This is a genomic window from Vibrio sp. E14 (assembly GCF_020515785.1).
Taxonomy (GTDB): Bacteria; Pseudomonadota; Gammaproteobacteria; order Enterobacterales; family Vibrionaceae; genus Vibrio; species Vibrio diabolicus.
In genome coordinates this window covers 119,907-144,680 of sequence record NZ_JAHPJI010000008.1, presented here as the reverse complement: position 1 = coordinate 144,680, position 24,774 = coordinate 119,907, and the positions used below count along the sequence as shown (strand labels likewise).

At 45.5% G+C, this 24,774-nt stretch carries 24 protein-coding genes; 22 read left to right on the top strand and 2 right to left on the bottom strand.

The window, feature by feature from the left end; translation table 11 throughout:
* Positions 1–154 precede the first annotated feature (154 nt).
* Positions 155–958, bottom strand: a complete 804-nt coding sequence (gene suhB / locus LIX84_RS19275) for an inositol-1-monophosphatase (RefSeq protein WP_047010191.1) — start codon at positions 956–958, stop codon at positions 155–157.
* A 231-nt stretch (positions 959–1,189) separates the two neighbouring features.
* Between suhB and trmJ the strand changes: the two genes are divergently transcribed.
* From trmJ to LIX84_RS19175, 20 genes are all read left to right on the top strand, one after another.
* Positions 1,190–1,909 carry a tRNA (cytosine(32)/uridine(32)-2'-O)-methyltransferase TrmJ gene (gene trmJ, locus LIX84_RS19270; protein ID WP_006741887.1) on the top strand — a complete coding sequence of 240 codons (720 nt, stop codon included), beginning with the start codon at positions 1,190–1,192 and terminating at the stop codon, positions 1,907–1,909.
* 125 nt (positions 1,910–2,034) lie between these two features.
* Positions 2,035–2,541, top strand: coding sequence for a Fe-S cluster assembly transcriptional regulator IscR (gene iscR / locus LIX84_RS19265; RefSeq protein ID WP_005381720.1), 507 nt, complete (start codon positions 2,035–2,037; stop codon positions 2,539–2,541).
* A 28-nt stretch (positions 2,542–2,569) separates the two neighbouring features.
* A complete protein-coding gene (locus LIX84_RS19260) occupies positions 2,570–3,784 on the top strand; it encodes an IscS subfamily cysteine desulfurase (protein ID WP_005391556.1) in 1,215 nt (404 codons plus the stop codon).
* Between the two features lie 38 nt (positions 3,785–3,822).
* The gene (gene iscU / locus LIX84_RS19255) at positions 3,823–4,206 is read left to right on the top strand and encodes a Fe-S cluster assembly scaffold IscU (protein ID WP_005381718.1); all 384 of its coding nucleotides are present in this window, start codon (positions 3,823–3,825) and stop codon (positions 4,204–4,206) included.
* A gap of 70 nt (positions 4,207–4,276) precedes the next feature.
* Positions 4,277–4,600 carry an iron-sulfur cluster assembly protein IscA gene (gene iscA, locus LIX84_RS19250; RefSeq protein WP_005391554.1) on the top strand — a complete coding sequence of 108 codons (324 nt, stop codon included), beginning with the start codon at positions 4,277–4,279 and terminating at the stop codon, positions 4,598–4,600.
* A gap of 55 nt (positions 4,601–4,655) precedes the next feature.
* A complete protein-coding gene (hscB, locus tag LIX84_RS19245; protein WP_203343553.1) occupies positions 4,656–5,171 on the top strand; it encodes a co-chaperone HscB in 516 nt (171 codons plus the stop codon).
* A gap of 21 nt (positions 5,172–5,192) precedes the next feature.
* Complete coding sequence (gene hscA, locus LIX84_RS19240; RefSeq protein ID WP_104969103.1) at positions 5,193–7,046, top strand: Fe-S protein assembly chaperone HscA; 1,854 nt, start codon at positions 5,193–5,195, stop codon at positions 7,044–7,046.
* A gap of 13 nt (positions 7,047–7,059) precedes the next feature.
* Positions 7,060–7,398 (top strand): ISC system 2Fe-2S type ferredoxin, encoded by a 339-nt coding sequence (fdx, locus tag LIX84_RS19235; RefSeq protein ID WP_005391548.1) that lies wholly within the window; start codon positions 7,060–7,062, stop codon positions 7,396–7,398.
* 43 nt (positions 7,399–7,441) lie between these two features.
* Positions 7,442–7,636 carry a Fe-S cluster assembly protein IscX gene (gene iscX / locus LIX84_RS19230; protein WP_005391546.1) on the top strand — a complete coding sequence of 65 codons (195 nt, stop codon included), beginning with the start codon at positions 7,442–7,444 and terminating at the stop codon, positions 7,634–7,636.
* A 161-nt stretch (positions 7,637–7,797) separates the two neighbouring features.
* A complete protein-coding gene (gene pepB, locus LIX84_RS19225; protein WP_005391544.1) occupies positions 7,798–9,096 on the top strand; it encodes an aminopeptidase PepB in 1,299 nt (432 codons plus the stop codon).
* 94 nt (positions 9,097–9,190) lie between these two features.
* Entirely contained in the window at positions 9,191–9,616 is a 426-nt protein-coding gene (gene ndk, locus LIX84_RS19220; RefSeq protein WP_005391542.1) for a nucleoside-diphosphate kinase, read from the top strand.
* Positions 9,617–9,994: 378 nt separating this feature from the next.
* On the top strand, positions 9,995–11,122 hold the full coding sequence (locus tag LIX84_RS19215; RefSeq protein WP_005391540.1) for a bifunctional tRNA (adenosine(37)-C2)-methyltransferase TrmG/ribosomal RNA large subunit methyltransferase RlmN: 1,128 nt from the start codon (positions 9,995–9,997) through the stop codon (positions 11,120–11,122).
* Between the two features lie 435 nt (positions 11,123–11,557).
* A complete protein-coding gene (gene rodZ / locus LIX84_RS19210; RefSeq protein WP_226421985.1) occupies positions 11,558–12,508 on the top strand; it encodes a cytoskeleton protein RodZ in 951 nt (316 codons plus the stop codon).
* 6 nt (positions 12,509–12,514) lie between these two features.
* Positions 12,515–13,633, top strand: coding sequence for a flavodoxin-dependent (E)-4-hydroxy-3-methylbut-2-enyl-diphosphate synthase (gene ispG, locus LIX84_RS19205; protein WP_005391537.1), 1,119 nt, complete (start codon positions 12,515–12,517; stop codon positions 13,631–13,633).
* A 26-nt stretch (positions 13,634–13,659) separates the two neighbouring features.
* Positions 13,660–14,928 carry a histidine--tRNA ligase gene (gene hisS, locus LIX84_RS19200; protein WP_005391530.1) on the top strand — a complete coding sequence of 423 codons (1,269 nt, stop codon included), beginning with the start codon at positions 13,660–13,662 and terminating at the stop codon, positions 14,926–14,928.
* Between the two features lie 126 nt (positions 14,929–15,054).
* Positions 15,055–15,669 (top strand): YfgM family protein, encoded by a 615-nt coding sequence (locus tag LIX84_RS19195; protein ID WP_226421984.1) that lies wholly within the window; start codon positions 15,055–15,057, stop codon positions 15,667–15,669.
* A gap of 12 nt (positions 15,670–15,681) precedes the next feature.
* Positions 15,682–16,842: an outer membrane protein assembly factor BamB gene (bamB, locus tag LIX84_RS19190; protein ID WP_226421983.1), complete on the top strand. Its 1,161-nt coding sequence runs from the start codon at positions 15,682–15,684 to the stop codon at positions 16,840–16,842.
* A 167-nt stretch (positions 16,843–17,009) separates the two neighbouring features.
* Positions 17,010–18,506, top strand: a complete 1,497-nt coding sequence (gene der, locus LIX84_RS19185) for a ribosome biogenesis GTPase Der (protein WP_005391527.1) — start codon at positions 17,010–17,012, stop codon at positions 18,504–18,506.
* Positions 18,507–18,565: 59 nt separating this feature from the next.
* A complete protein-coding gene (locus tag LIX84_RS19180) occupies positions 18,566–19,441 on the top strand; it encodes an alanyl-tRNA editing protein (RefSeq protein WP_226421982.1) in 876 nt (291 codons plus the stop codon).
* 309 nt (positions 19,442–19,750) lie between these two features.
* The gene (locus LIX84_RS19175; protein WP_226421981.1) at positions 19,751–19,975 is read left to right on the top strand and encodes a zinc ribbon domain-containing protein; all 225 of its coding nucleotides are present in this window, start codon (positions 19,751–19,753) and stop codon (positions 19,973–19,975) included.
* A 13-nt stretch (positions 19,976–19,988) separates the two neighbouring features.
* Here the strand turns inward: LIX84_RS19175 and xseA are convergent, their stop codons facing one another.
* Entirely contained in the window at positions 19,989–21,320 is a 1,332-nt protein-coding gene (gene xseA, locus LIX84_RS19170) for an exodeoxyribonuclease VII large subunit (protein WP_226421980.1), read from the bottom strand.
* Positions 21,321–21,551: 231 nt separating this feature from the next.
* On the opposite strand from xseA, the gene guaB reads away from it, so the two are divergent.
* Both guaB and guaA read left to right on the top strand, forming a co-directional pair.
* Entirely contained in the window at positions 21,552–23,018 is a 1,467-nt protein-coding gene (gene guaB / locus LIX84_RS19165) for an IMP dehydrogenase (RefSeq protein WP_005391524.1), read from the top strand.
* 99 nt (positions 23,019–23,117) lie between these two features.
* Entirely contained in the window at positions 23,118–24,671 is a 1,554-nt protein-coding gene (gene guaA, locus LIX84_RS19160) for a glutamine-hydrolyzing GMP synthase (protein ID WP_005391523.1), read from the top strand.
* Positions 24,672–24,774: the final 103 nt, after the last annotated feature.

Sequence of the window (24,774 nt, the reverse complement as noted above, 5' to 3'; positions counted from 1 at the left end):
CTGAATCGAGTTTTGTGCTTGCAGAACCTCACGGTATGAAGAGCCTTACATTGCCGCTAAGTAGATACGGTTCAGTAGATACAAGAAAGCCCCGCTCATTGAGCGGGGCTTTTTAAAGTCATCAGCGTGACGGGCTAAATATGACTTTCAAATCTTACTTAAGGATCGCGCTGTTACCGTTTTCGCGGATGTGCTTAAGGATAGATTTTACGCCACGAGCGCTTGAAGCAACAATGTTACCAGACTTCATGTACTCAGTGCCGCCAGCAAAGTCAGTTAGGATTGCGCCAGCTTCACGAGCAATAAGCTCACCTGCTGCCATATCCCAAGGTTTTAGACCTAGCTCGAAGTAACCATCAACACGGCCAGCAGCCACGTAACATAGGTCAAGAGCAGCAGAGCCGCTACGACGGAAATCAGCACATTCAGTGAATAGCGCACCAACGATCTTGATGTAAGACTCAGCGTGTTGTTTCTGTTTGAATGGGAAACCAGTAGCTAGAACAGTACCTTGAAGGTCTTTTAGTTGAGCAACACGGATACGCGCACTGTTTAGTTGAGCGCCTGCACCACGTTGTGCAGTGAATAGCTCGTTTTGCATTGGATCGTAAACACAAGCAACTTCAGTTTTGCCTTTGATACGAACTGCGATAGAAACCGCGAAAGTTGGGTAACCTTTTACAAAGTTAGTGGTGCCATCCAGTGGGTCGATGATCCATTGTACGTCTTTATCTTTACCTTCGATAAGACCTTGTTCTTCAGCAACGATACAGTGCTCAGGGTAAGACTGCTTGATAGTATCGATGATGATGTATTCTGCTTCTTTATCTACATTAGTGACAAAGTCATTAGTGCCTTTAAGAGTAGATTCTACTTTATCAGTGTTTTCTAATGATTTAGCAATATGATTGCCTGCCTTTCGCGCAGCGCGAATAGCAATGTTTAGCATTGGATGCATACGAATTTCCCAACGGATGTTAAAGAACAAATGAAAGCGGCGGCGAGTATACCAGAGATCAGTAAAAAGGGAAGTGGTTATTTTTTGTTCTAAAGTCAGTGGTTTTATTGTATTTAGCTTGAGGCGAACGAGAACAATGACCAAGAATGAGAAGAGAGGCCTGCTTCGCCCTAGGGTGTGTTAAAAAACTATGGTAACATTCTGCGGTTTTAATTTAGGTAGCAAACACAGATGTTGGATCAAGTAAAAATTGTACTCGTAGGTACCTCTCATTCAGGCAATATTGGCTCAGCAGCTCGAGCTATGAAAGTGATGGGTTTAAGCCAACTAGTATTAGTCGATCCACAATGTGAAGTGGATGAACAAACTCTTGCTTTGGCTGCGGGGGCTGGTGATATTGCTCAAAATGCAAAGATTGTCGGCACATTAGAGGAAGCGGTTGAAGATTGCAGCCTCGTGGTGGGCTCCAGTGCTCGCTCTCGTACATTAGAATGGCCAATGCTTGAGCCACGTGAATGTGGTGAGAAATTTGCGGTTGAGGGTAGAAAACATCCTGTCGCGCTCGTGTTTGGTCGTGAAAGAACTGGTCTAACAAACGAAGAGCTGCAAAGGTGTCACTACCATGTTTGCATTCCTGCTAACCCTGAATATAGCTCGCTTAACCTAGCGATGGCCGTACAAACTCTGAGTTACGAAGTACGAGTTGCGCATTTGAACTTAGAGCAAAGCCAGTTTGCCCCAAATGAGCCGGAAGAGTACCCACGTCATAGAGAGCTCGAAATGTTCTTCGAGCATCTTGAAAAGGTGATGGTTGAGACCCAGTTTATCAATAAAGAGCAACCAGGACAGGTGATGAATAAATTGCGTCGCTTGTTCTCTCGTGCTCGGCCAGAAACCCAGGAGCTCAATATTCTACGCGGCATTTTAACCTCGATAGAAAAGAAGTTCTGAATAAAGAATAACCACTTTAGGTGTAAGGATGAATACCTGAGTAAAATGGTCAAATAAATACTTGACCAAATTACTCAGGTATGGAAAAATCTTAACCATTACAAACCATGTGGATACGGTGTGGTATGAAACTTACATCTAAAGGAAGATATGCGGTGACAGCCATGCTGGATGTGGCACTGCATTCGCAACAAAACCCTGTGCCTCTTGCTGACATCTCAGAGCGTCAGGGGATCTCGCTCTCTTACTTAGAGCAGCTATTTTCAAAATTGCGTAAAGCAGGTCTCGTTGCCAGCGTTCGTGGTCCTGGTGGTGGTTACCGACTTGGTGCCGACGCACACAGTATCGCTATTGGTACCGTGATTGCAGCCGTTGATGAGTCAGTCGATGCAACCAAATGCCAGGGCAAAGGAGATTGCCAAGGCGGAACACGTTGCCTTACTCACACGCTATGGCGCGACTTAAGCTCTCGCATTAGTGACTTCTTGAATAACATCACTCTTGGTGAGTTGATGACAGATAATGAAGTCCTCGAAATTTCTGATCGTCAGGACATTGATCTGGCGGTAACCCATGGGCTATCAAACAAAAATACAACCGCCGCGCCCATCGGTGTAAACGTCCGCTCTTAGCGGTCAGCTTTTTACATTGGAGTAGAGAATGAAACTGCCGATTTATCTTGATTATTCCGCTACATGTCCAGTTGATCCACGTGTTGCTGAAAAAATGGTTCAGTACATGACAATGGATGGCACATTTGGCAACCCAGCGTCGCGTTCGCACCGTTACGGCTGGCAGGCAGAAGAAGCGGTCGATACTGCTCGTGAGCAAATTGCTGACCTTCTAAATGCAGATCCTCGCGAAATCGTATTTACATCTGGTGCGACAGAATCAGACAACCTTGCGATTAAAGGTGCAGCGCACTTTTACTCGAAGAAAGGCAAGCACGTAATCACTTGTAAAACAGAGCACAAAGCCGTTCTTGACCCATGTCGTCAACTTGAGCGTGAAGGCTTTGAAGTGACTTACCTTGAGCCAGAATCAAATGGCTTGATCGATCTAGAGAAGCTTAAAGCGGCAATGCGTGATGACACAGTGCTTGTGTCTATTATGCACGTAAACAACGAGATTGGTGTGGTTCAAGACATTACAGCGATCGGCGAATTGTGTCGTGAGCGTAAAATTGTTTTCCACGTGGATGCAGCGCAATCTGCAGGTAAATTACCAATCGACGTTCAAGAGATGAAAGTTGACCTAATTTCGCTTTCTGCTCACAAAGTTTATGGCCCTAAAGGCATCGGTGCACTTTACGTTCGTCGTAAGCCTCGTATTCGTCTTGAAGCGCAAATGCACGGTGGCGGCCATGAGCGTGGTTTCCGCTCTGGTACACTTCCTACTCACCAAATCGTTGGTATGGGTGAAGCATTCCGCATTGCAAAAGAAGACATGCAAAAAGATTACGATCACGCTTTAGCGCTTCGTAACCGTCTTTTTGATGGCGTGAAAGACTTAGAAGCAGTGACGGTAAACGGTGACCTTGAGCAACGTGTACCACACAACCTAAACATCAGCTTCGCATTCGTAGAAGGTGAATCACTACTAATGTCGCTTAAAGATCTAGCGGTATCTTCTGGTAGTGCTTGTACGTCTGCAAGTCTTGAGCCTTCTTACGTTCTTCGTGCCTTAGGCATGGATGATGAATTGGCTCACAGCTCGGTTCGTTTCTCGTTTGGTCGTTTCACGACTGAAGAAGAAATTGATTACGCAATTGAACAAATCCGCGTTGCAGTGACTAAGCTACGCGACATGTCTCCTCTATGGGATATGTACAAAGAAGGGATTGATTTGAGCACTGTTGAATGGGCTCACCATTAATCTCAGGGATTGAAATAGAGGATTCGAGGTAATTTATCATGGCATACAGCGAAAAAGTAATTGATCACTACGAGAACCCACGTAACGTTGGTTCATTCGATAAAGAAGACCCATCAGTAGGTAGCGGCATGGTTGGCGCTCCAGCTTGTGGTGACGTAATGAAGCTTCAAATCAAAGTGACACCGGAAGGTATCATCGAAGATGCGAAGTTCAAAACATACGGTTGTGGTAGTGCAATCGCATCAAGCTCACTAGTAACTGAGTGGGTAAAAGGCAAGTCAGTTGATGAAGCAGCAGCAATTAAAAACTCTGAAATTGCTGAAGAGCTAGAGCTTCCACCAGTGAAAGTTCACTGTTCAATTCTTGCTGAAGATGCAATCAAAGCAGCGGTTGCAGACTACAAGAAAAAACACCAAGAATAATTATTCCGTAATATAATGGGAGCTTTGACGCTCCCATTCCAATCGAAATTTAGACAGACTAAGGTGCAGTATGGCCATCACAATGACAGAATCAGCGGCAAGTCGCGTAAGAGCATTCCTAGATAACCGAGGCAAAGGTATCGGTTTACGTCTTGGAGTGAAGACGACTGGTTGTTCAGGCATGGCATATGTACTTGAGTTTGTTGATGAGCTTAACGAAGAAGATGAAGTTTTTGAACTCTCTGGAGTGAAAATCATCATCGACAAAAAAAGCTTAGTGTACCTAGACGGTACCGAATTGGATTACGTGAAAGAAGGGTTGAATGAAGGTTTTGAATTCAACAACCCTAACGCGAAAAGTGAATGTGGTTGTGGTGAAAGCTTCAACGTCTAATTGATTGTCCTTCTGGGCAAGCGAGTCCGGAAGGCTTTACTAGGACCCGAACTTAATGAATCACTTTGAATTATTTGGGCTACCAAGTCAGTTTAAGCTGGATGGTAGCCTTCTTTCTTCTCAGTTCCGAGAACTACAAAAACGCTTCCACCCGGATAACTTTGCAACGGGATCTGAACGTGACCGTTTGATGGCGGTGCAAAAGGCAGCGCAAATCAACGATGCCTATCAAGTTCTGAAAAATCCTATCTCCCGTGCCGAGTACATCCTCGCAGAGCAGGGAGTTGAGATCCGAGGTGAACAGCAGACAATGCAAGATCCAATGTTCTTAATGGAGCAAATGGAGCTGCGCGAAGAACTGGAAGAAATTGCTGACAGCACCGATCCTGAGTCGGCGCTTTTTGACTTCGATTCTAAGGTCAGCAAAATGTACAAACAGCATCTGGCAAACGTCGAGCAAGAGCTTGATGATGGTCTTTGGGCTGAAGCCGCAGACCGAGTTCGTAAGCTAAAATTCATTGCCAAACTAAAGAACGAAATTGAACTAGTCGAAGACAAACTCCTCGGCTAGTTAGCGTGACAAGGACCTATCATGGCACTACTTCAAATCGCAGAACCGGGCCAAAGCTCGGCACCTCATGAGCATAAGTTAGCAGCGGGTATCGACTTAGGTACTACCAACTCTTTGGTTGCTTCTGTACGTAGCGGCGATGCAACTCCACTTGCGGACGAGCAGGGCCGTACTATTTTACCTTCAGTCGTTAATTACACTGAGGAAACGTTAACGGTTGGCCACGAAGCCAAAGCCAAAGCAGAATTTGAACCAGAGAACACTATTATCTCTGTAAAACGTTTGATTGGTCGTTCATTAAAGGACATTCAGTCCCGTTACTCTTCACTTCCTTATCGTTTTAGAGAGAGTGAAAATGGTCTTCCGATCCTGCAAACGCCTCAAGGTGACAAAAACCCGATTGAAGTATCTGCGGACATTCTAAAAGCGCTAGGTAAGCGAGCTGAAGAAACGTTAGGTGGGGAGTTAGCGGGCGTTGTGATCACTGTTCCTGCTTACTTTGATGATGCTCAGCGTGCAGGTACTAAAGATGCCGCGAAATTAGCTGGCCTTCATGTGCTGCGTCTTCTGAACGAACCAACTGCCGCGGCAATTGCTTATGGCTTAGACTCAGGCCAAGAAGGAGTGATTGCAGTTTATGACCTAGGCGGCGGTACATTTGATATCTCTATCCTACGCTTGTCGAAAGGCGTATTTGAAGTATTAGCAACAGGCGGTGATTCTGCGTTAGGCGGTGATGACTTTGACCATCTGTTAGCGGATTACCTAATGGAGCAAGCGGGTCTCGAAGCCCCACTTTCTGCTGAAAAAAACCGTACGCTACTGAACATTGCTACTGCGACTAAGATTGCTTTCTCTGAGCAAGACAGCGTTGACGTTGACGTGTTTGGCTGGAAGGGCACCGTTACTCGTGAGCAGTTCGAAGATCTGATTCGCCCATTAGTGAAGAAAACACTAATGTCTTGTCGTCGCGCATTAAAAGATGCTGATGTTAACGCAGACGAAGTACTCGAAGTGGTCATGGTTGGTGGTTCAACACGCACATTGCTGGTTCGTGAAATGGTAGGCGAGTTTTTTGGCCGCACACCGCTAACAAGCATTAATCCTGATGAAGTTGTCGCAATCGGCGCGGGTATCCAAGCCGACATTCTAGCGGGTAACAAGCCTGATTCAGAAATGTTACTTCTTGACGTGATCCCACTGTCGCTTGGTATTGAAACCATGGGTGGTTTGGTTGAGAAGATCATCCCTCGCAATACCACGATTCCTGTTGCGCGTGCGCAAGAATTTACCACATTCAAAGATGGCCAAACGGCCATGAGTGTTCATGTGGTACAAGGTGAACGTGAAATGGTTGATGATTGTCGTTCACTGGCTCGTTTCTCATTGAAAGGCATTCCACCGATGGCGGCGGGTGCGGCACATATTCGTGTGACTTACCAAGTTGACGCTGACGGTCTTCTTTCTGTTACGGCAATGGAAAAGAGCACCGGTGTTCAGTCAGAGATTCAAGTAAAACCTTCTTACGGGTTAAGCGATAATGAAGTGGCGGATATGCTGCGTGATTCAATGACTCACGCTAAAGAAGACATGCAAGCTCGTGCGCTAGCTGAGCAGCGTGTTGAGGCCGACCGTGTGATAGAAGGCTTGATTGCAGCCATGCAAGCTGATGGTGACGAACTACTATCAGAACAAGAGAAACAAGACCTGATAAAAGCCATCGAAGCCTTGATTGAGCTGCGTAATGGTGATGATGCAGATGCGATTGAGCAAGGCATTAAAGATACCGATAAAGCGAGCCAAGATTTCGCATCGCGCCGTATGGATAAATCGATTCGAGCTGCGCTGTCAGGTCAATCAGTAGACGATATATAAGAGATAAGTAGTTATGCCTAAGATTATTGTATTACCACACGACGATTTGTGCCCAGAAGGCGCAGTGTTGGAAGCAAACACTGGTGAAACCGTTCTGGACGTAGCGCTAAAAAATGGTATCGGTATTGAACATGCGTGTGAAAAATCATGTGCTTGTACCACCTGCCACGTGATCATCCGTGAAGGTTTTGATTCGCTAGAAGAAAGTGAAGAGCTGGAAGACGACATGCTGGATAAAGCGTGGGGTCTAGAGCCTGAATCACGTCTAGGGTGTCAGGCGAAAATTGCTGATGAAGACTTAGTGGTAGAAATTCCTAAGTACACGCTAAACCACGCTTCAGAAGATCACTAAACTATCTTCCCAATATAGGGAAGAAGCAAAAGGAAGATGAGCAATGAAATGGACAGATTCTCGCGATATCGCGATTGAACTTTGTGACAAGTTTCCAGATGTTGATCCGCAAACGGTGCGTTTTACCGATCTTCATCAATGGATCATGGAGTTAGATGAGTTTGAAGATGACCCAAACCATTGTAACGAAAAGATTCTGGAAGCCGTTATCATGTGCTGGATGGATGAAGCAGACTAAGTCTGTAAAACACAGCCTAGTTAACAATTCTTACTAAAAAAAGCGGACCTTTAGGTCCGTTTTTTTATCCAATTGACATTTTTGCCCTACATAATGCTAACATCCGTGAGTTATTAAAAAGAAGCAGCGTAGGCAACGCTGCTATAAGACAAGGAGAAACCATGTCTACACAGATGTCTGTATTTTTAAGTCAAGAGTCGGCAGCACCACATTGGGGTGAAAAAGCACTGCTTTCATTCGCTGAAAACGGCGCAACCATTCATTTAGGTGAAGGTCACGATCTTGGTGCAATTCAACGTGCAGCTCGTCAGCTAGATGGCCAAGGAATTCGTTCTATTTTTCTTTCCGGTGATAACTGGGATTTAGAGAGCGTTTGGGCTTTCCACCAAGGTTACCGTAACCCAAAAAAACATGGCTCAGTTGAGTGGTCTGCATTGTCTGAAGAAGATCAAGCAGAGCTTCAAGCGCGTATTACCGCGACTGATTTTACCCGCGATATCATCAATAAAACCGCAGAAGAAGTTGCCCCTCGTCAGCTAGCGACAATGGCCGCTGAATTCATCAAATCTGTTGCGCCTAAAGGCACAGTGACAGCTCGTATCGTCAAAGACAAAGACTTGTTGGCAGAAGGTTGGGAAGGCATTTACGCCGTAGGCCGTGGTTCGGAGCGTACTTCTGCGATGCTCCAGCTAGACTACAACCCGACAGGTGACGAGAACGCACCAATATTCGCGTGTCTTGTCGGTAAAGGTATCACCTTTGATTCGGGTGGTTACAGCTTGAAGCCTTCTAACTTCATGAGCGCAATGAAAGCAGACATGGGTGGCTCAGGCACCATTACCGGTGGTCTTGCACTGGCGATTCTTCGTGGTTTGAACAAGCGTGTAAAACTGATCCTTTGTTGTGCAGAGAACATGGTTTCTGGTCGCGCACTCAAGCTTGGCGACATCATCACCTACAAAAACGGTAAAACCGTTGAAATCATGAACACCGATGCAGAAGGTCGTTTAGTGCTTGCTGATGGCCTTATCTACGCTAGTGAGCAAAAACCTGAGTTAATCATTGATTGTGCAACACTAACAGGTGCGGCGAAGAATGCGTTGGGTAATGATTACCACGCACTAATGAGTTTTGATGACGAGTTATCGCATCAAGCGCTCACTGCGGCAAACCAAGAAAAAGAAGGTTTATGGCCGCTACCACTTGCTGACTTCCACCGTGGAATGCTGCCTTCAAACTTTGCTGACCTATCGAATATCAGTTCTGGCGACTACTCTCCGGGTGCAAGCACAGCAGCAGCATTCTTGTCTTACTTCGTAGAAGACTACAAAAAAGGCTGGTTGCACTTCGACTGTGCGGGTACATACCGTAAAGCCGCGTCTGACAAATGGGCTGCGGGAGCTACGGGTATGGGCGTTCGTACACTTGCTCGTTTCCTCAATGAGCAAGCTGGTAAATAAGATTGATTGCGGCACTCCTTGTTTGAGTGCCGCTCTTACCCAGTAAGTCACTTTAAAAACACAACTATTATTACAAGTACAGAAAGGAAATTTTATGGCTCTAGAAAGAACATTTTCAATCATTAAGCCGGATGCGGTAGAGCGAAACCTAATTGGTGAAATCTATAACCGTATTGAAAAGGCTGGCCTACGTATTGTCGCTGCTAAAATGGTCCACCTGACTGAAGATCAGGCAAGCGGTTTTTATGCAGAGCATGAAGGCAAAGAGTTTTTCCCTCCACTAAAAGAGTTCATGACATCTGGTCCTATTATGGTTCAGGTACTGGAAGGTGAAAATGCGATTGCACGTTACCGTGAGCTGATGGGTAAAACTAACCCAGAGGAAGCGGCATGCGGTACGCTTCGTGCCGATTACGCACTTAGCATGCGTCACAATTCAGTTCATGGTTCCGATAGCCCTGAATCTGCAGCACGTGAAATTGAGTTTTTCTTCCCTGAGTCAGAGGTTTTTTCTCGCTAATTAGGCGTGATACTGCACTTGTTAGTGATGCTCTGATACAGAAAAGCCTTGGAACTTTCCGAGGCTTTTTCATTTCATATACCTAAGTTGAGTGGCAATGTTGACTGCATAAGTGATCTCTTAAACGCTAACTAGTCTGACTATATAATGGACTTTAAAGCCCAGTAACGTGAGTTATTTTTAGTCTTCTCCCTTTACGATTTCTACGCTTTTACTTTTGATAGTGTAATAGCCACTTAATAGCGCAAGGGGTGCTTAAAATTTAATCATTTTGATTTTAATGCCTTAGCAAACTCAGGGTTTTACACCCCTTGTTGTGGCTGCATAAAGGCTGTACAATTCGCGCCCTTATTCTTGTTTCAGTCATTGAGAGGCAACATGACCACTGAAAAAATCAATCTACTCGACTTTGATCGCAAAGGCATGCGTCAGTTTTTCGCAGAAGAACTCGGCGAGAAAGCGTTTCGTGCCGATCAGGTTATGAAGTGGATCTACCATTTCGGTGTAGATGACTTCGAAAAAATGACAAATATTAACAAGAAGCTGCGCGAAAAGCTTTTACACAAGTGCGAAATCAAGGCGCCAACAGTCGCAGAAGCTCAGCACTCTTCTGATGGTACGATCAAGTGGGCGATGAACGTTGGTGATCAGGATGTGGAGACGGTTTACATTCCAGAAGATGATCGTGCAACGCTTTGTGTGTCTTCTCAAGTAGGTTGTGCGTTGGAATGTAAGTTCTGCTCAACCGCACAGCAAGGCTTTAACCGTAACTTGAAAGTTTCAGAGATCATCGGTCAGGTGTGGCGTGCTGCACGTGAAATTGGTCTTGAGAAAGAAACAGGTCGTCGCCCAATTACTAACGTCGTGATGATGGGGATGGGTGAACCGCTTCTAAACATGAAGAACTTGATCCCGGCATTAGAACTAATGCTGGACGACCTTGGTTTTGGTTTGTCAAAACGTCGTGTGACTGTATCTACATCAGGTGTGGTTTCTGGTCTTGATCAGATGACAGGCAAAATCGATGTCGCGTTGGCTATTTCACTTCATGCGCCAAACGATAAGCTGCGTAGTGAAATCATGCCAATTAACGATCGTTGGGATATTCAAGATTTCCTAGCATCAGTTCGTCGTTATATCGCTTCATCGAATGCAAACCGCGGTAAGGTAACGGTTGAGTACGTACTTCTTGATCATGTGAATGATGACATGGACCATGCTCGTGAACTGGCTGAGCTGATGAAAGACACACCATGTAAGATTAACTTGATTCCGTTTAACCCGTACCCAGGTTCACCTTACAAGAAACCAAGTAACTCACGTATCGATCGCTTCCAAAAAACATTGATGCAATATGAGCATACAGTAACGGTTCGTAAGACTCGTGGCGATGACATTGATGCAGCGTGTGGTCAGTTAGTCGGTGATGTGATTGACAGAACTAAACGTACTGCAATGTTAAAAGCGTCGCGCGGTGCTGATACCATTGAAGTAAAAGCCGTATAAACGACCGGAATTCAAAAATAGCCAGAGCCATTTGCTCTGGCTATTTTGTTTAGCGATAAGGGCATTTCTGCCAAAATTTATGACGACAACTCTCCAACTCGAGGTTATTTGGGTATAATTTCGAATTCCTTTGTCAAAGTTTGGACAAAAGCTTGAGCTATCTGTTAGTTTGAGTGTAAAGAGTTTTTGTCTTCGTTACACATTCGCTTATCATGATATGTGACATTAACGATGACACCGATAATTCTCAGCATTTTCTCACATACGCTTTGCTGATTTTTGCAAAACGGGTATTCACACTCAAATCGCTGAGAGTTTCTTAAAATTATTATTTTGGTTAACGCGTTTAGGCTAGCTATCTTTTAAAGAGGCTTAAGAACAATAACGAAAATACATAACCACGTTAGCCACTAAAACAGATTAAATACCACCATTATGACAGAAAACGAAAATACGAATGAAGTGCCACTTTCTATTGAAGCTGGCACATTACTGAAAAACAAACGCGAATCTCTTGGGATGAGTCAAAAGCAAGTTGCTGATCGCCTGAGGCTTCGCGTTTCTGTTATTGAAGATATTGAAAATAACCGATTTGAGTCTCAACAAGTTGCGACATTTACGCGTGGTTACTTGCGTTCTTACGCGAAGTTCGTGGGCCTTGATGAGAAGATGGTTTTGACTGCGTTAGAGCAGACAGCAGATGTACAGCCACAAGAGCAAGAAATTGAAATGCAGAGCTTCTCTCGCAAAACAAAAGATGAGAAGCACAATAGCCGTATCATGCTCCTGACTTGGGTTATCGGGTTGGTCATTATTGGTATTTCTGCAGCTTGGTGGTGGCAAAACCAGCAAGAGAATAGCCTAACGAAGGAAGTTACTGATTCAAGTGTTGAAGCGCCGAAGCCCACAGCGCAAGAGTTAGCTGATATCGATTTAATGACGGCTGAGGAGTTAATCGCAAGTACTCCTGAAGAAGTTGTTTCAACAAGTAATGATGTTGTTGAAACGAGTGAAGTACCAGTCGAGCAGGGTAGCGACCCTCTGCTTGCTGAAACTGAAAATACAACAAGCGTAGATTCTGAAGAACCTGTTGCCGTGATTGAAACTGCGGAAGAGGAACAGCCTGCGCCAGTCGTACCTGAAGGCATGACACTTCTTACTATGAAGTTTAAAGCGGACTGTTGGATTCAAGTAAAAGACACCAATGGTAAAACGCTGGTAAGTGGTACTCATAAACCAGGACAAGATGTAGAACTTACCGGAAAAGCGCCGTTTAAAGTGATATTAGGCGCACCGGAAGGGGTTACAATGACATTTGCAAGTGAACCTGTCGACCTTTCTGGGTATACTTCAGGCAAAGTAGCTAGATTCACTCTACCGTTATAAAAAATTATGCAACACGAATCTCCAATTATTCGTCGTAAATCGACGCGTATTTATGTGGGTGATGTGCCAATTGGTGATGGTGCGCCAATTGCCGTACAGTCAATGACTAACACTCGCACGACTGACGTAGAAGCGACAGTCGCTCAAATCCGAGCACTAGAAAAAGTCGGTGCAGATATCGTTCGAGTTTCTGTACCTACCATGGACGCAGCAGAAGCTTTCAAACTGATTAAACAGCAAGTCTCTGTACCGTTAGTGGCTGATATTCATTTCGACTATCGTATCGCGCTGAAAGTGGCGGAGTACGGTGTTGACTGTTTACGTATCAACCCAGGTAACATTGGCAATGAAGAGCGCATTCGCGCTGTTGTTGACTGTGCTCGCGATAAAAACATCCCAATCCGTATTGGTGTCAACGGTGGATCTTTGGAAAAAGATTTACAGATGAAATACGGTGAACCAACGCCAGAAGCTTTAGTTGAATCGGCGATGCGTCACGTTGATCATCTCGATCGTCTTAACTTTGACCAATTTAAAGTTAGCGTGAAAGCTTCAGACGTCTTCCTAGCGGTGGATTCATACCGTCTGCTAGCGAAGAAAATCGATCAGCCTCTTCACTTGGGTATTACAGAAGCGGGCGGTGCTCGTGCTGGTGCTGTTAAGTCATCTGTTGGCTTAGGTATGCTGTTATCTGAAGGGATCGGCGATACGCTGCGTATCTCTTTGGCTGCCGATCCAGTTGAAGAAATCAAAGTCGGTTTCGACATTCTTAAATCTCTGCGCATTCGCTCTCGAGGCATCAACTTTATTGCTTGCCCAAGTTGCTCGCGCCAAGAATTTGATGTGATTGGTACGGTGAATGCACTGGAGCAACGTTTAGAAGACATCATCACGCCAATGGATGTGTCTATCATCGGTTGTGTGGTAAACGGCCCTGGTGAAGCAGAAGTTTCTCACTTAGGTCTAGCAGGCAGTAACAAGAAGAGCGCATTCTACGAAGATGGTAAACGCCAGAAAGAACGCTTTGATAACGATGACCTTGTGAATCAGCTAGAAGCTAAGATCCGTGCGAAAGCAGCCATGATGAATGGCGAAAACCGCATCGAAGTTAAAGTACAAGATTAATCTCAACGAGAATTACGGTAAGTATTGTGGCAAAAACAATTCAAGCAATTCGAGGCATGAACGATTGCCTCCCAACTCAGTCTCCACTGTGGCAGAAACTAGAAAACACAGTGAAAAATGTAATTAGCGCATACGGTTATAACGAAGTGCGCATGCCAATCGTTGAAGAAACAAACCTATTCAGCCGCGCTGTTGGTGAAGAGACAGACGTCGTTTCAAAAGAAATGTACACCTTTGATGATCGTAACGGAGACAGCCTAACACTTCGCCCTGAAGGTACGGCGGGTTGTGTACGTTCATGTATTCAAAACAGCCTGATCAACCGTGACGAACAGCGTCTGTGGTACATGGGGCCTATGTTCCGTCATGAGCGTCCGCAGAAAGGTCGTTACCGTCAATTCCACCAGTGTGGTGTTGAGGTGTTTGGTCTAAATGGTCCAGATGTTGATGCAGAGCTTATCATGATGACGGCGCGTCTATGGCGTGAGCTAGGTATCAATGAACATGTTCGTCTTGAGCTGAACTCTATCGGTTCTCAAGAAGACCGCGCAGACTACCGTACTGCACTGGTTGCGTTCCTTGAGCAACATATTGATGTACTAGACGAAGATTGTAAGCGTCGCATGCACACGAACCCACTGCGTGTTCTGGATACGAAGAACCCTGACGTTCAAGCTATTTTAGGTGATGCACCTCGCCTTTCAGATTACTTAGGTGAAGAATCTAAAGCACACTTCGCAGGTCTATGTGAACTTTTAGACGCCGCAGGTATCGAATACACAGTTAACGAACGTCTAGTTCGTGGTCTGGATTACTACAACCGCACGGTATTTGAATGGATCACTGAGAGCCTAGGTGCTCAAGGCACTGTTTGTGGCGGTGGTCGTTACGATGGTCTTGTAGAGCAATTAGGTGGTAAACCAACACCAGCAGTTGGCTTTGCAATGGGCCTAGAGCGTCTTGTTCTGATGCTAGAAACACTAGAACTAACAGACGTTCGTCGCAGTGTGGATGTTTACGTAGTAACAGCAGGCGAAGGCACCATGATGGCAGGAATGAAGCTAGCAGAGCAGCTTCGTGAGTCCATCCCTGGCGTTCGTGTGATGAATCACTTCGGTGGCGGTAACTTCAAGAAACAGTTTAAACGTGCAGACAAAGTTGGTGCTGTTATAGCATTAGTTCTGGGTGAAAACGAAGTTGCGGATAATACCGTAGTACTGAAAGACTTGGCCGGTGGTGAGCAAGAGACTTACAACCAAGCAGAAGTTGCAGAAAAGATCGCAGCACTGATTTAAGTCTTTTAGTAATCTAACAAAATTACATCCTAGTTCGTAAGCTAAGGCTCCCAAATGTGGAGCCTTTAAACGAAATAGGAACAATGGCAGCTAAGCTGCCATTTACATGTTTTAAGAGGACAGGAAGTGGAACTTTACGATACTGAAGAACAACAAGTTGAAGCCATTAAAGACTGGTGGAAGGAAAACGGCAAAGCCGTCATCATCGGTGCGGTTGTTGGCTTAGGTGGTCTATTTGGCTGGCGTTACTACCAGGATTCTGTGATTCAGGCGAGTGAAGCAGCTTCTCAAAGCTACACGACAGCAATGAATGCTTTGCAAGATAAAGGTACTGATGCTCAAGCTGACGTGAAAGCTTTCATTGAGTCAAATGAAGTAAAAGAATATTCAGTATTGGCTGCGCTACAACTTGCTAAAGCACAAGTTGAAGCTCAAGATCTTTCTGCTGCATTAGAGCAATTGAAGTGGGCGCAAAGCAACACCCAAGATGCTGCGCTGTTACCATTGATTAGTTACCGCATTGCGCGCATTGAAACGGAAATGGGTAACTTTGACGTTGCAACGGCTGAGCTAAGTAACGTCACTGATGCAGCATGGACAGGTCGTATTGCTGAACTTCGTGGCGATATTGCGATTCGCCAAGGTGACAAAGATGCCGCATACGCTGCGTATACTGAAGCTCAGCAAGCGGCAGACGCAAGCCCGACACTACAAATGAAATTGGACGATCTGGCGAAATAAGGACCGCATTGGATGAAAAGAGTCTTTGACAAAGCCTTGTTAGGGGCGTTAACAATGGGAATTCTTGCCGGTTGTGCTGGTGAGAAAGATACCATTGTAATGGCGCCACTACCTCAGGTAGACAGTGAGTTTACAACCAGTAGTGAGTGGAGTACATCGGTTGGCGATGGTGTTGGTCATTACTTTTCAAAGCTATCCCCTGTATTTGCGAATGATACATTGTTCGTGGCAAGTCGCGATGGCTTAGTAAAAGCGCTGGATCCTGAAAACGGTAAACAACGTTGGCAAACGGACCTAGAAGAAGATGTCATTGCTCGTCTCTCTGGTGGTATCACAGCAGCATACGGAAACCTTTACATTGGCTCTGAGAATGGTGAAGTCATCTCTCTTGACCAAGAAACAGGTGAAATTGTTTGGCGTGTAAAAGTTGGTGGTGAGGTACTGGCGAAGCCAGTTGCAGACTCAGGCCTTATTATCATCAATACTAGCCGAGGCATGTTGATTGCCCTTAATGAGAGTACTGGTGAGCAACGCTGGGCATTGAGTACAGAAGTGCCGAACCTAACTTTACGTGGCGACAGTACTCCGACTGCAATTGGCGGCGGTGTATTTTGGGGAACGGCAAATGGCCGACTCGCAGCTGCTATCGTTGAGCGTGGTCAGCTGATTTGGCAACAGCCTGTTGGTACGCCAAAAGGCGCGACAGAAATTGATCGTTTGGTTGATGTTGATTCATCGCCAATTGTGCTAGGCGGTACTCTTTTCACCATTGGATACAATGGTCAACTTATCGCCATTGATTTGCGTTCAGCGAACCCGATTTGGAAGCGTAATTACTCATCTGCAACAGACATTTCTACAGATGGTAGCCGCATCTTTGTGATAACGGAAAAAGATCATGTTGTTGCCGTTGATTCACGAAGTGGGACTGAGTTGTGGGAAAACAGCTTGCTTGAGCACCGACAACTTACAGCGCCAGTTATTGTCGGCAATTATCTCGTTGTCGGTGACACGCTTGGTTACCTTCACTGGATGGATCGTTCAACGGGCGAATTTGTTGCGCAGCAGTTTATCGATGATAGCGGCTTTGCCGTTGGCCCGACGTTATTGTCGGATGGTTATGTGATTACAACTCGCAACGGCGATGTAAAGAAACTAACCATTAACGAATAATATCGTGATATAATTCACATTCGGCTCCTGGCTGGTGACAGCTAGGAGCCGTTTTGTTGTTTGAATTTATTAACCCTGACGTGGTTATAGGTAAAAAGCTGGTTTGATTTGGCATCGAGCAAGTCGTTACCTATAACTACAGAAGAAAGATTATTGTAGAGGTTGTTATGGTACCTGTTGTAGCTCTAGTAGGGCGTCCGAACGTAGGTAAATCTACACTATTTAACCGATTGACTCGCACTCGTGACGCGTTGGTTGCGGACTTTCCAGGCCTAACGCGAGACCGTAAGTATGGCCAGGCGAGACTTGGTGAAGAGCACGAATTCATTGTGATTGATACCGGCGGTATTGATGGCACAGAAGAAGGCGTGGAAACAAAGATGGCAGAACAGTCATTAGCCGCGATTGATGAGGCTGATGTTGTATTGTTCCTTGTTGACGGTCGTGCTGGTCTGACTCCTTCAGATGCAGCAATTGCTGCGCATCTGCGTAAAATTGAAAAGCCAGCGATGCTGGTGGTAAACAAAATAGATGGTATTGATGCCGATGCGGCGTGTGCTGATTTTTGGCAGCTCGGCGTGGATGATATGTATCAGATTGCGGCCGCTCATGGCCGTGGTGTGACCGCTTTGCTTGAGCGTGCTTTATCTCCATTCTTTGATGATCTATTAACAAGTGAATCTGAAGAAGGTGAGATTGAAGACCTGACTGGATTCGAAGACGAAGAGCCTCTTGTTGAAGATTACACTGAAGAAGACGCAGAAGCTGAATTCAAGCGCCTTCAAGAGCAGCCGATTAAGTTGGCGATCATCGGTCGTCCTAACGTAGGTAAATCGACACTGACTAACCGTATTCTGGGTGAAGAACGTGTAGTTGTATACGATATGCCTGGTACAACGCGTGATTCTATCTACATCCCGATGGAGCGTGATGGACGCGAATACGTACTAATTGATACCGCAGGTGTTCGTCGTCGTGGTCGTATCAATGAAACGGTTGAAAAGTTCTCTGTTGTTAAGACGCTGAAAGCGGTAGAAGATGCAAACGTCGTTCTACTGGTGATTGATGCACGTGAAAATATTTCAGACCAAGACCTAAGCTTGCTTGGTTTTGCACTGAATGCTGGCCGCTCAATTGTCATCGCCGTTAACAAGTGGGATGGCCTAGACAGTGACGTGAAAGAAAGCGTGAAGAAAGAACTGGACCGCCGTTTAGGATTCGTCGACTTCGCGCGTATCCACTTTATCTCTGCGCTGCACGGTACTGGCGTTGGTCACTTGTTTGAATCTATCCAAGAAGCATATAACTCGGCGACAACGCGTGTGGGTACGTCAGTACTGACGCGTATCATGAAGATGGCAGTGGATGATCACCAGCCGCCAATGGTTCGTGGTCGTCGTATCAAACTCAAATACGCACACGCAGGTGGTTACAATCCACCGATCGTTGTTATCCACGGTAACATGGTTCGTGAATTGCCAGATTCGTATAAACGTTATCTGATGAACTACTTCCGTAAGTCTCTGGAAATTATGGGAACACCGATTCGCATTAACTTCCACAACAGTGATAACCCATACGAGAACCGTACGAATAAGCTTACGCTATCACAAGAGCGTAAACGTAAGCGTATGATGTCGATGGTGAAAAACCGCAATAAATAATGAAATTCGAATACCCAAGTTTCTACTTGGGTATTTTTTTATCAAAAGTAATCGTAAAAATGACTATCACAGCAACAAAGACTCGTTTTTGTCATCAAACATGGCAATTAGAAGCACAAATACAGCTCGTTCAATCTACGGAAGAAGGGACTTACGTTATTACAGATGTCACGCCGTTCCATCCCGTTAGTCACATATGGCCGGATCACCCTGCAGACAAAGGAACGTTGAAGGTGAATGGGGCTGAGCATGACGTGGTAGATTGCCAAGTTGGAGCAGTGGAACAGGAAAGTGGTGCGCTGTATGTGGGTAGTGACATCCCTGTAAAGCGTGATGCTGAAGGTTGGGTGTTTGTCGTCGTGCATGTTATATCGCGTACGGAATCACTTGTTACTGATGATTTGGTGATATTGGCGGTAGATAAGGATTACCAACACGCTTTGAGCCGAGGCCATAGTGCAGGACACTTAGCGTATTTGGCGTTGAATAAAGTGCTAGCGGAAGGCTACTGGAGAAAAGACGCAGACCGCAAAGACCCACATGGTTATTATGACTTTAATAGCTATGCGCAAGTTACGAGTTATGTCACTCCAGACAAGTGCCTCGATACGTACCGTTTAGGCAAAACACTCCGTAAAAGAGGATTAAACAGTGCAAATATGCTGAATGACCTCCAGGCGATTGCAGAAAAAGTGAATGGCCAACTGGTTGAATGGCTTCAAAGAGATGCGATGATCACCATGGAATGCCTCGGCGATAGATTAACTGACTCTCGCTATTGGAAGTGCGATTTAGGGGAAGGTCAATTAGCGGTAATCCCTTGTGGTGGAACGCATGCGAGCCATTTAAATGAGTTTGCTTTTATCCAAGTTAAACTCGTTGAGCTCGACGCTCAAACTATCGAAATGCACACCAATGTAAATGCGGCTTTCTGAATAAGATCTTTTTATTAAATTCTGATTCCCCGTTTAATTAAATTAAATTAAGGATTTTTATCCTGCCTTAAATTGGAATGCAGAATATGTAACTTATGCTTTCGGTGTGTGGTTATATAAATATTCTTTTAAGGGGTGATCGCTGATCAAGGAGTAAATATCAGACGATCAGTATAAGATCCTACGTATCAAGTATGGTTAGCGCCTCGTGAAACTTGTTGGGGCGGTGATGAAGATCAACATACTTGTTCGTTATTTTGAGTAGCATGCGTTACTCGAAATTGCTTAGTTTAGAGAGAGGAACGGGATATGCAGCAGAACATTTGCCCGACTTGCAACGTCGAACTGGAATGGACAGGACAATACCATTGTGAACAGTGTGAATCGGATTTTAAAAAAGTAGGTTTTTGCCCTGATTGTGAGGCGGAGCTGGAGAAGCTGCAAGCATGCGGTGCTGCGAGCTACTTTTGTAATGTGTGTAATGAACTCAAATCAAAATCACGTGTCCGATTTGAGTTCCAGAAAGTCACTTAACCAGAGTTTGTATTCAGTTAACGGTAGAACGAACGTCGCCTTCGGCTAATCGAGTAATCAATACATCTCCCGACTTAACATCTGAAGATTGCGTAATTACTTTACCTTGCTCAGTTTGAGTAATTGAGTAACCTCGTTTCAATGTCGCTAGTGGGCTGACGGTGTCTAACTTCTCTGCAGCAATCGCGAGTTGATGGCGCATAGTCAGTAATTTGCGATCCATTGCATCCATGAGCTTTTGCTCAACACGTTCTAGCTTCGACTTCTGCTCGCCAAGGCGTGTTACAGGAGAATTCAATTGCAGCCGATAATGTTGACGCTCGATTCGCTGTTGGCGCAAGGCAATAAAACGACTCATCGCTCGCTGTAAGCGCATGTCCAACTCATCTAACTGTTGCGTCTGACGTTGCAAGCGATAGCTTGGGTGTTGGCGCTCTAAACGGTGTATAAGTTGAGCTGATTGCTGTTTTTGCTGCGCTAGGTAGTAACGCATTGCACTGGCTAGCTTATGTTGACGAGTCACCAAAGCTTGATCTTTGTGGCTGTTATCGCGGCTTACCAATTCAGCCGCCGCTGATGGAGTCGGCGCTCGCATGTCCGCTACAAAGTCGGCAATAGTCACGTCAACCTCATGACCAACTGCACTGATGATCGGAATTTGGCTTGCAGCAATCGTGCGAGCAAGAATTTCGTTGTTAAAGCACCATAAGTCTTCTAATGAACCACCACCTCGGCCCACAATTAGCACATCACATTCATCACGGCTGTTAGCGCGACCAATGGCTTGTGCAATTTGAATGGCTGCGTCCTCACCTTGTACTACTGTCGGATAAATCACAACGGGTAGGGAAGGATCACGACGTTTCAATACGTCTAAGATATCGTAAAGTGCGGCACCAGTTTTCGATGTGATGACGCCAACACGTTTTGGGTGTTCAGGCAAAGGTTGCTTATTGGTTTGAGCGAACAACCCTTCTGCTGCAAGCTTCATTTTCAGCTCTTCAAACTCTTGCTGAAGACGGCCGTCACCTTCCGGTTGCATGCTTTCGATGATCAATTGGTAGTCACCGCGAGGCTCATAAAGAGAAAGACGAGCTTTTACTAGGACTTGATTACCGTTAGCGGGCTTGAAAGTAACGCGGCGATTGTTACCACGAAACATGGCACATTTCACTTGAGCGCGAGAGTCTTTAAGAGTGAGGTACCAGTGACCAGAGACAGGAGCTGAAAAGTTGGATATCTCTCCGACGAGCCAAACGATCCCCATTTCGTTTTCAAGGAGTAAACGAACTTCTGCGTTGAGACGAGAAACAGTAAAGATGTTTTGATTGGTCTTGGAGAGCACAGCTAATCTCTTAGACGTGAGTATGGAAATTAGCGGAAATATAGTACATAGCAAGGGGGTAATTGCAAGAAAAAAATTAAAAAATTTGTGGTCAAGCGATTGCGTTAACCGTATAATCCCTCCGCAATATCTAATCCAAATGTAGCTTGTTGCTAACACAGGTTACCCTCATTATGCGAAACGATGAGATTGGATTGTTCTTTTTACTCCTCTAATTGTGAGATATTGCAAATGCTAAGAATTGCCAAAGAAGCGCTGACATTCGATGACGTACTACTTGTGCCAGCACACTCCACCGTTCTCCCAAACACAGCTGATCTTCGCACTCAGCTAACTAAGAACATCACCCTAAACATCCCAATGATTTCAGCGTCTATGGACACTGTTACTGAAGCTCGTCTAGCGATCGCGCTAGCGCAAGAGGGTGGCATTGGCTTTATCCACAAGAACATGTCTATTGAGCAGCAGGCAGCCGAAGTTCGTAAAGTTAAGAAATTCGAAGCTGGTATGGTAACTGACGCGGTTACTGTAAACCCTGACGCGACCATCGCTGATGTTGTTGCACTCACTGAAAAGCATGGTTTTGCAGGTTTCCCTGTTGTCACTGAGAGCAATGAGCTTGTTGGTATTATCACTGGTCGTGACGTTCGTTTTGTGACGGACCTTTCTAAGAAAGTATCTTCAGTAATGACGCCAAAAGAGAAGTTGGCAGCGGTTAAAGAAGGTGCAACACGAGAAGAAGTGCAAGAGAAAATGCACGAAGCTCGCGTAGAGAAAGTATTGGTTGTGAATGATGAGTTCCAACTAACCGGTATGATTACTGCGAAAGACTTCCACAAAGCAGAACGTAAACCAAACGCATGTAAAGATGAGCGTGGTCGCCTACGTGTTGGCGCAGCAGTTGGTGCTGGTGCTGGTAACGAAGAGCGTGTTGCGGCACTTGTTGAAGCTGGCGTTGACGTTCTACTTATCGACTCTTCACACGGTCATTCTGAAGGTGTTCTAAGCCGCATTCGTGAAACACGTGCAGCTTACCCAGATCTAGACATCATCGGTGGTAACGTAGCAACTGGTGCTGGTGCTAAAGCACTAATCGAAGCTGGCGTAAGCGCAGTGAAAGTTGGTATCGGCCCTGGTTCTATCTGTACAACTCGTATTGTAACGGGTGTGGGGGTTCCACAAATCACTGCAATCGCAGATGCGGCAGAAGTGGCTAATGATTATGGTATTCCGGTTATCGCTGACGGTGGTATCCGTTTCTCTGGTGATATCTGTAAAGCAATCGTAGCGGGCGCATCATGTGTGATGGTTGGTTCTATGTTTGCTGGTACTGAAGAAGCGCCGGGTGAAGTGATTCTATACAACGGCCGTTCTTACAAGTCTTACCGAGGCATGGGTTCTCTTGGTGCAATGTCTCAAGGTTCTTCTGACCGTTACTTCCAGTCTGACAACGCAGCGGACAAGTTAGTACCAGAAGGTATCGAAGGTCGTATCGCATACAAAGGCCGTCTAAAAGAGATCGTACACCAACAAATGGGTGGTCTACGTTCAAGCATGGGTCTAACTGGTTCTGCAACTATCGAAGATATGCGTACGAAAGCTGAATTTGTACGTATCTCTGGTGCTGGTATGCAAGAGTCTCATGTACACGATGTTCAAATTACTAAGGAAGCACCGAACTACCGTCTAGGGAACTAATTACCTAACGGAAACGTTTGCTTTTTCCTTGAAGCATTAAGAAGAGGCGAGTACACTCGCCTCGGTTTTAATCACTTAGCCTTAAAAAGACTGCTCAAAATGACTAAAAATATCCATGACCAACGTATTCTGATCTTGGACTTCGGTTCTCAGTACACTCAATTAGTAGCACGCCGCGTACGTGAAATCGGCGTTTACTGTGAACTATGGAGCTGGGATGTAGAAGAAGCGGATATTCGCGAATTCAACCCAGATGGCATTATCCTATCTGGTGGTCCAGAAAGCGTAACGGAAGAGAACTCTCCACGCGCGCCTCAATATGTGTTTGATTCTGGTGTTCCTTTACTTGGCGTATGTTACGGCATGCAAACTATGGCGGAACAACTAGGTGGCAAAGTAGCAGGCTCTAACGAACGTGAGTTTGGCTACGCTCAGGTTAAAGTTTCTGGTGAATGTGCCTTATTTAAAGATCTTGAAGCGACTCAAGACGTTTGGATGAGCCACGGCGACAAAGTTGTAGAAATTCCAGCAGACTTCGTCAAAGTCGGTGAGACAGACACTTGTCCTTACGCGGCAATGGCGAACGAAGAGAAGAAATACTACGGCGTTCAGTTCCACCCAGAAGTGACACACACAAAAGGTGGCTTACAAATGCTTGAGAACTTTGTTCTTGGCGTATGTGGCTGTGAGCGTCTATGGACATCGGAATCTATCATCGAAGACGCGGTTGCTCGCATTAAAGAGCAAGTGGGTGACGACGAAGTTATCCTAGGCTTATCTGGTGGTGTGGATTCATCTGTTGTTGCGATGCTGGTGCACCGCGCAATTGGCGACAAGCTAACGTGTGTATTTGTCGATAACGGTCTACTTCGTTTAAACGAAGGCCAACAAGTGATGGATATGTTTGGCGATAAGTTCGGCCTAAACATCATCAAAGTTGATGCAGAAGATCGTTTCCTTGAAGCTCTGAAAGGCAAGTCTGACCCAGAAGAGAAGCGTAAGACTATCGGTCACGTATTCGTAGATGTATTCGATGAAGAGTCTAAGAAGCTGAAAAACGCGAAATGGCTAGCTCAAGGTACGATTTACCCTGATGTAATCGAGTCTGCGGCATCTAAGACTGGTAAAGCGCACGTGATCAAATCGCACCACAACGTGGGCGGTCTACCAGATGAAATGGAAATGGGTCTTGTTGAGCCACTACGTGAGCTGTTCAAAGATGAAGTACGTAAGATTGGTCTAGAGCTAGGCCTGCCTTATAACATGCTTTACCGCCACCCATTCCCAGGTCCAGGTCTAGGTGTTCGTGTTCTTGGTGAAATCAAGAAAGAATACTGTGACTTGCTACGTCGTGCTGATGCTATCTTCATTGAAGAGCTTCACGCTGCAGACCTATATGACAAAGTATCTCAAGCGTTCACGGTATTCCTACCAGTTCGCTCTGTAGGTGTAATGGGCGATGGCCGTAAATACGACTGGGTTGTATCACTGCGTGCAGTAGAAACCATCGACTTTATGACGGCACACTGGGCGCACCTACCATACGACTTCCTAGGTAAGGTATCTAACCGTATTATCAACGAAGTTGATGGCATTTCTCGTGTTGTTTATGACATTTCTGGTAAGCCACCAGCGACAATCGAGTGGGAATAATTTTCCTCTAGACTGTTGAGTTTATAAGAACCAGCCTCCGGGCTGGTTTTTTTGTGCTTCAAATTTGTGAATAGGGGACTCAACTTTTTTACAGGAGATATAT